The sequence below is a fragment of the Methylobacterium sp. ME121 genome, assembly GCF_000974725.1.
Lineage (GTDB): Bacteria > Pseudomonadota > Alphaproteobacteria > Rhizobiales > Beijerinckiaceae > Methylobacterium > Methylobacterium radiotolerans.
This window is the reverse complement of the sequence record NZ_BBUX01000041.1, coordinates 42,519-49,238: the sequence shown is the minus strand read 5'-3', so window position 1 is coordinate 49,238 and position 6,720 is coordinate 42,519. Positions and strand designations below refer to the sequence as shown.

Here is a 6,720-nt window from a genome sequence, read left to right as displayed (position 1 = left end):
GGTCCGCGCCCGGACGCGGCGGAGGCGTGGCGGGCGGTCGCGGCGCCGCTGGCGGCCGCGCTCGGCGACGCCGAGGCCACGCGCCTCGCCGGAGCGCCGCCCGACCGGGACGGCCTCGCCGCTTGGCTCGACGCGGTCGTCGACGCCGCGGAGGCGCGCCGCCAGGGGAATCCGTCCCGGGCCGCCACCGGCGACGCCGTCCTGCGGCGGGCGCTGGAGGCGGTCCTGCGCTACGCCGTGTCCGAGGGCGGGACGGAGGCCGTCGCCCGGCTGGCCGACCGGCGGCGCCCGACCGCGAAGACGCCGCGCGCCTACCAGCGCCTGGCCTGGGCGGAGCCGCTCCACCTCGCCCTGCGGGCCGCGCTCGTGCACGCGCCGGAGTCCGATTACGACGCCGCGGTGGCGTTCCTGAACGCGCGGATCGCCGAGGACCACGACTGGCCGGCGGCCTGCGCCTTCGCGTTCATCCTGGCCGACGACCGGGCCGCCCCGCACCCGCTCCAGCCCGTCGCGGTGATCGAGGCCGCCGCGTCGGCGGGGATCGACGTGACGGCCGACACGGTCTACCTGCCGCTCCTGGCCGACGCCCCGCCGGAAGCGGTCGCGGCCTGGCGCGCCAAGCGCAGCTACCACCTCTACTTCGTCTACTGCGCCCTCGACGCGGCCGAGGCGGCCGCGACCCTCCTGGCGGTGGCCCGCGCCGCCGGGCAGCCGGCCCTGCCGGCCCTCGACTGGCTGCTGCACTACGCCCTCGACGAGGAGCGCCGCACGGTCGCCCTGGCGATCCTGTCGACGGGCGAGGCCGGGGCGCTCCCGGCCCTCTTGCCCCATCTCCACGAGAAGCCCGTCGCGGCGGCCCTCGACGCGGCGCTGGCGGCCGACCCCGCCGCGATCCTGCCCCGCTGCCTCGCGGCCCTCGCGGGCGGCCGGTCCGAGCCCGCCCTGCGCGCCCGTGTGAACCGGGCGCTCGAGGCCCACGGGATCGACCGGGTCCGCGGCTGGCTGGCGGCGTCGGGCGGGCGCGGAGCCGGCATCCTCGATGCCCTGGCCGAGGCCCGCGCGGTGCCCCTCGCGGAGCCCGCCGCCTGGCCGCGGGTGCTGCGCGCGCCGCCCTGGCGGGCCAAGGCCCGGACCCGGGACGACCTCGTCCTCGCCCTCGCGCCGCTGTCGACGCCGTTCGCGCACGCGGTGCCGGAGGTCGCGCCGAGCTACTGGCGCGCGCGGAACGCCGTCACCCTCGACGGCCCGGAGGCTCTGCGGGCCTTCGTGGCGGCCGCGGAACTCGCCCACCCGACGCAGGGCTGGAGCCGGATCCCGCCCCCGCTCTCCGAGCCGCCGCGCGACGACCCGCCGGCCCTGATCGCCTGGGTCGCCGCCCGCGTCGCCCAGATCGACGGGACCTGCCATTACTGGTCGAACTCGCCCTATCACCAGCTCGTCGGCAGCCTGGAGCGTCAGCCCGAGCCCCTGGCGCTCGCCCTGTGGGCGCAGCCCCGCGTCGTGACCGGATGCTTCCACGTCTCGCAATGGCCGGAGATCGTGGGGGCGATGCTGGCGCGGTTCGGCGCGGGGGCGGTGCCGGGCCTCGTCGGGCTGGTCGAGGCCGATCCGGTCGGGCTGCTGCCGGCGGTCGCGGCGGTGGACGATGCCCGCCTCGCCGCGCCCGCCGCCCGCGCCCTCACCAAGCTCAAGAAGGCCCGCGAGCCGGCCCTGGCGTGGCTCCGCCGCCACCGCGAGACCGCCCTCACCCGCCTGCTGCCCGACGCCGTCGGCCGGTCCGGGGCGCTGCGCGACGCCGCCGAGCACGCGCTGCGGGTCCTGTCGCAGGATCGGCCGGACGGCCGCGCCGCCGTCGCGGCCGTGGCGGCGCGCTACGCCGACCAAGCGCCGGAGGTGACCGAGGCGGTCGCGCAGGTGCTCGACCGCGATCCCCTCGCCCGCGTCCCCGCCAAGGTCGGCAGGCCGCCCGCCTGGATCGTGCCGTCCATGCTGACCCGGCCGCGGCTGCGGGACGGGACCGCCCTGCCGGACGCCGCGATCCTGACCCTCTGCGAGATGCTGTCCTTCACCAACCCGGACGCCGTCTACGCCGGCGTGCCGATGGTGCGCGAGGCCTGCACCGAGGCGAGTCTCGCGGCCTTCGCGTGGGACCTGTTCTCCGCCTGGATCGCCGCCGGGACGCCGTCCAAGGACGGCTGGGCCCTGCGCGCGCTGGGCTGGTTCGGCACCGACGCCACGGCCCGCGACCTGACCCGGCTGATCCGCCGCTGGCCCGGCGAGGCCGCCCATGCCCGCGCGGTCACCGGCCTCGACGTGCTGGTCGACATCGGCACCGACGTGGCGCTGATGAACCTCAACGGCATCGCCGAGAAGCTGAAGTTCAAGGGGCTCCAGGAGAAGGCCCGGCAGAAGATCGCCCAGCTCGCGGAGGCCCGCGGCCTCACTCCCGAGGAGCTGGCCGACCGGCTCGCCCCCGACCTCGACCTCGACGCCCGCGGCGGCCTCGACCTCGATTTCGGCCCCCGCGGGTTCCGGGTCGGGTTCGACGAGACCCTGAAGCCCTGGGTGCGCGACGCCGCCGGCCAGAGGCTCAAGGACCTGCCCAAGCCCGCCAAGGCCGACGAGCCCGCCAAGGCCGCGGCGGCGGTGGCCCGCTGGAGCGCCCTGAAGAAGGACGCGCGGGCCGTGGCGAGCCTGCAGGTGGCCCGCCTGGAGGCGATGCTCGCCGGCGCCCGCCGGGTCCAGCCGACGGTGTTCGGCCCCTGCTTCGCCGCCCACCCGCTCGTGCGCCACCTCGCCCAGCGCCTCGTCTGGGCCACCTTCGCGGATGCCGACCCGCGGACCGGCCCGGGCCTGACCTTCCGGGTGGCCGAGGACCTGACCTTCACGGATGCCGACGACGCGCCGCTCGACCTCGACCTGACCGGAGCGGCCCCCGGCCTGATCGGCCTCGCCCATCCCCTGCAGCTCGAAGCCGGGGCGCTGGCCGCCTGGGGGGCGCTGTTCGGCGATTACGAGATCGTCCAGCCCTTCCCGCAGCTCGCCCGCGAGACCTACGCCTTCACGGAGGCCGAGGCGGCCGCCGCCACGACCGACCGTTTCGCCGGGACCGTGGTGGAGGCCAACCGCCTGCGCGGGATGGCCGCAAGGGGCTGGCCCCTCGGGGCGCCCCAGGATGCCGGGGTGGTGTGGTGGATCGAGCGCGCCGTCACCTTCCCCGGGGACGCCGCCGGCCAGGCGTCGCTGACCTTCTCGGAGGGCCTGTTCACCGGCGCAATGGAGTTCGAGGACCGGGAGCAGACCCTCGGCGAACTGACCCTCGGCTCGCCCTGGAGCAGCCGGACGGATCCGGGCCAGCGGACCTTCGGGGAGCTCGCGCCCGTGACGGCGAGCGAGCTCCTGCGCGGGCCGAGCCTCCTCGCCGGGACGCGGCTGCGGTGAGCCTCGACCCGGTCACGCGCTGGCGGCTCATCCTCGGCGAGGCGGCGGACTCGGCCTGTGCGGGGGCCGGCTGCGCCCTCTCGGGGGAGGCGGCCGCCATGGATCAGGCGCTCGACTGGCTCTACGGCCGCGACGCCGAGGGCGCGGCGCGGGGAGAGCGGCGCCAGGGCGGCCGCGAGGGCTCGAGGCTGACGGTGCCGGGCTGGATCAACGCGGTCCACACGCTCTTCCCCCGCGAGACGATCGAGCGGCTGGAGCGCGACGCGATCGAGCTCTACGCCATCGACGACGTGGTCACGAATCCCGAGGTGCTGGCCCGGGTCGAGCCGAACGAGACGCTGCTGAAGGCGGTCCTGCGCACCAAGCACCTGATGGCGCCCGACGTGCTGGTGATGGCCCGCAAGCTCGTCCAGGCGGTGGTGCGGCAGCTGATGGAGCGGCTGGCCCGGGACCTCGCGGTGGCGTTCTCGGGAGTGCTCGACCGGCGGCGGCACACGCGCCTGCCCGGCGCCCGCGACCTCGACCTGAACCGGACGATCCGCGACAACCTGCGCCACTACGATCCCGAGAGCCGGCGGATCACCGTCGAGCGGCTGCACTTCTTCGCCCGGAACCGGCGGCAGATGCGGCCGTGGCAGGTGATCCTGCTCGTCGACCAGAGCGGGTCGATGCTCGATTCGGTGATCCACGCCTCGGTGATGGCCGCCTGCCTGTGGAAGCTTCCCGGCATCCGCACACACCTCGTCGCCTTCGACACCGCGGTGGTGGACCTGACCCGCGACTGCGACGACGCCTGCGAGCTGCTCATGAAGGTGCAGCTCGGCGGCGGCACCGACATCGGCGGCGCCCTGCGCTACGCGGCCGGCCTGATCGCGGCGCCGGAGCGGGCGATCGTGGTGCTGGTCTCCGACTTCTACGAGGGCGCGAGCGAGGCCACGCTGGTCGAGCAGGTGCGGGCGCTCTCCGGCCAGCGGACCCGCGTGCTCGGGCTCGCGGCCCTCGATTCGGAGGCGCGGCCGGCCTACGACCGGGCGATGGCGCAGCGGCTCGTGGCGGCCGGCGCCGAGATCGGCGCGATGACGCCCGGCGAGCTCGCCGGCTGGCTCGCCGCCGCGATCCGGGCCTGAGCGGCGCCGATGGCCCGCCCCGACCTCCGCGCCCTCACGGATGACGGCCTGATCCAGCTCGCCAATGCCGGGCTGGTGAAGCGCGCGCTGCGCGAGGTCGCCGCCGGCGCGGGGCCGGCCCTCGCGGAGGCCGGGGACGGCACCGTCGAGGCGCGCTTCGCCGACGGCACGGTCACGCGGCTCGGCCCCGGCCGGCCCCCCCGACGCGGCCACCTGCACCTGCCCGGCGAGCGGGATGTGCCGGCACCGGGTCGCCCTCGTCGTCGCCTACCGGGCGGCCGTCGCGGACGGGCCGGTCGAGGGGGCCGCCGCGGGGCTCACAGAGGAGACTGCCGAGCGGACTGCCGTCCCGGCCGCGGCGGTGGTCGCCTGGGATCCCGGCACCCTCGACGGCGCCACCGTCGAGGCGGGGCTCGGCGGCGCGGCGGCGGCGGAGCTGCGGCGCCTCCTGGCGGGTGGGATCACGGTCGGGCTGGAGCGAGGCGCCGTGCCCGCCGCGCGGCTCCCGACCGCGACCGTGCGCTTCCTCGTGCCCGACGCCGTCGGCTACGCCCGCTGCGACTGCGCGGCCGGGGGCGGCTGCGCCCACGTCGCCCTGGCGATCCGCGCCTTCCGGGAGGCCGCGGGCGCCCCCGAGATCCGCCTGGGCGGCGCGGTGCCGGCCAGGACCGCCACGGCCGCGACGCCCGCGGAGGACGGACTCGCGGAGGCCGTCGACCGGGTGGTCGCCGGCCTGCTGGAGGCCGGGGTGGTCTCCGGGCCGGAGGCCCACGACGCCGCCCTCGTCCGGCTGCGGCGGGCGGCCGAGAGGCGGGGCGCCACGCAGGTTCTGCTGGCGGAGGCGGAACTCACCGATCAGCTCGCGGCCTATGCCGGGCGCCACGCCGCCTACGACGCGGCCGTCGTCCTGGCGCTCGCCGCGGAACTCCTCGGCCGCGTCCGGGGCGGGGCGGTCGCCCTCGGCCTCGGCCAGCCCTACGAGACCGCCATGGGCAAGACCCGCCTCGTCTCGCTGGGCGCGAGGTTCCTCGCCCGCGGGCGCGGCGCCGCCGCCCGCGTGGCCCTGGCCGACACCGACACCGGCGCGCTCCTGGCGCTGGAGCGCGCGTTCGCGCCGGGCGAGGCCGAGGCGGATATCGCGGCCGGCCTGCCCGGGCGCCTCCTGAGCCCGGGCCTGTCCGTCTCGGGCACCGGCCAGGGCCAGATCCTGACCAGCGTCGCGCGGCGCCGGGCCGACGGGCTCCTCGCCCTCGGCCAGGGCGCGCGGGGCCGCACGGCGCTGCTGCCGCGGGACGCCCTGGTGACCCTGCCGGCCCCCCTGGCGGCGCGGGACGTCCCGTCGATCCTGCGCCGCCTCGCCGACCGGCCGCCCGTCTTCCTGCGCCCGCGCGACCGGCTGGAGGCCTTCCACGTCTTCCCCGTCGAGGCGGTCCTGGGACAGGCCTGGGCGCCGGGCGCCCAGACGTGGCAGGCCGCCGTCGAGCTGCCGGGGGCGGGCGGCACGCTGCATCTCGCCCGCGCCTACGACCCCGCCGCGCCGCACGCGCTGGACGCCCTCGCGGGCGCCTGCTCGGGGCGCTGGGGACCGGTGCGGCAGGTCGCCGGCCCGGTGCGGATCGAGGACGGCGCCCTGGTCTGCGATCCCTGGTCGGTGTCGGCCGACCGGCTCGTCGTGCCCGACCTCGCCGCCCCGGACGGCGCCGGCCACCCGATCCCGCCGGCGCCGGAACTGGGGCCGGCCACGCTCCTCGACGAGGCGGCCGCGCTCCTGGCGAACGCCCTCCATGCCGGGCGGCGGGCCTTCGCGGCCAGCGCCCGCGCCGGCGGCGCCGACTTGGTCGCACGCCTCGCCGCGGCGGGGCATCCGGCCACCGCCGCGCGGCTCTCGGCCTTCCTCGCCGCCCCGGCCGCGGAGCCCGGCCCCTTCGCCCGGGCCGCCCTCTGGGTCGCCGCCATGCGCGACGATCCCGGGCCGGCGGAGGGCTGATCACGGAACCGTGTGGATGCGGTTGCCCCTGCGGCCCCGCTGGGGCAGGTTGCCGCGCCATCGGGCGCCGCGATTCGCCGGTCGGCCCGTCCCGGTCGTTTCGCGAGGAGCCCGGATGCGTGGACCCGTCGACCGTCGCGCGCGCGCGACGCAGCCCTGCCCGAC

3 protein-coding genes are annotated in these 6,720 nt (G+C 77.9%); all 3 read left to right on the top strand.

Translation table 11 applies throughout. From position 1 onward, the window contains the following. Nucleotides 1–3,441, top strand: a 3,441-nt coding sequence (locus tag ME121_RS21695) for a DUF4132 domain-containing protein (protein ID WP_059409583.1), incomplete at its 5' end; no start/stop codon positions are given. Further along, nucleotides 3,438–4,568: a VWA domain-containing protein gene (locus ME121_RS21690; RefSeq protein WP_059409582.1), complete on the top strand. Its 1,131-nt coding sequence runs from the start codon at nucleotides 3,438–3,440 to the stop codon at nucleotides 4,566–4,568. The genes ME121_RS21695 and ME121_RS21690, both read left to right, overlap by 4 nt. A 235-nt stretch (nucleotides 4,569–4,803) precedes the next feature. Then, nucleotides 4,804–6,555: a YehQ family protein gene (locus ME121_RS21685; protein WP_491892856.1), complete on the top strand. Its 1,752-nt coding sequence runs from the start codon at nucleotides 4,804–4,806 to the stop codon at nucleotides 6,553–6,555. Nucleotides 6,556–6,720: the final 165 nt, after the last annotated feature.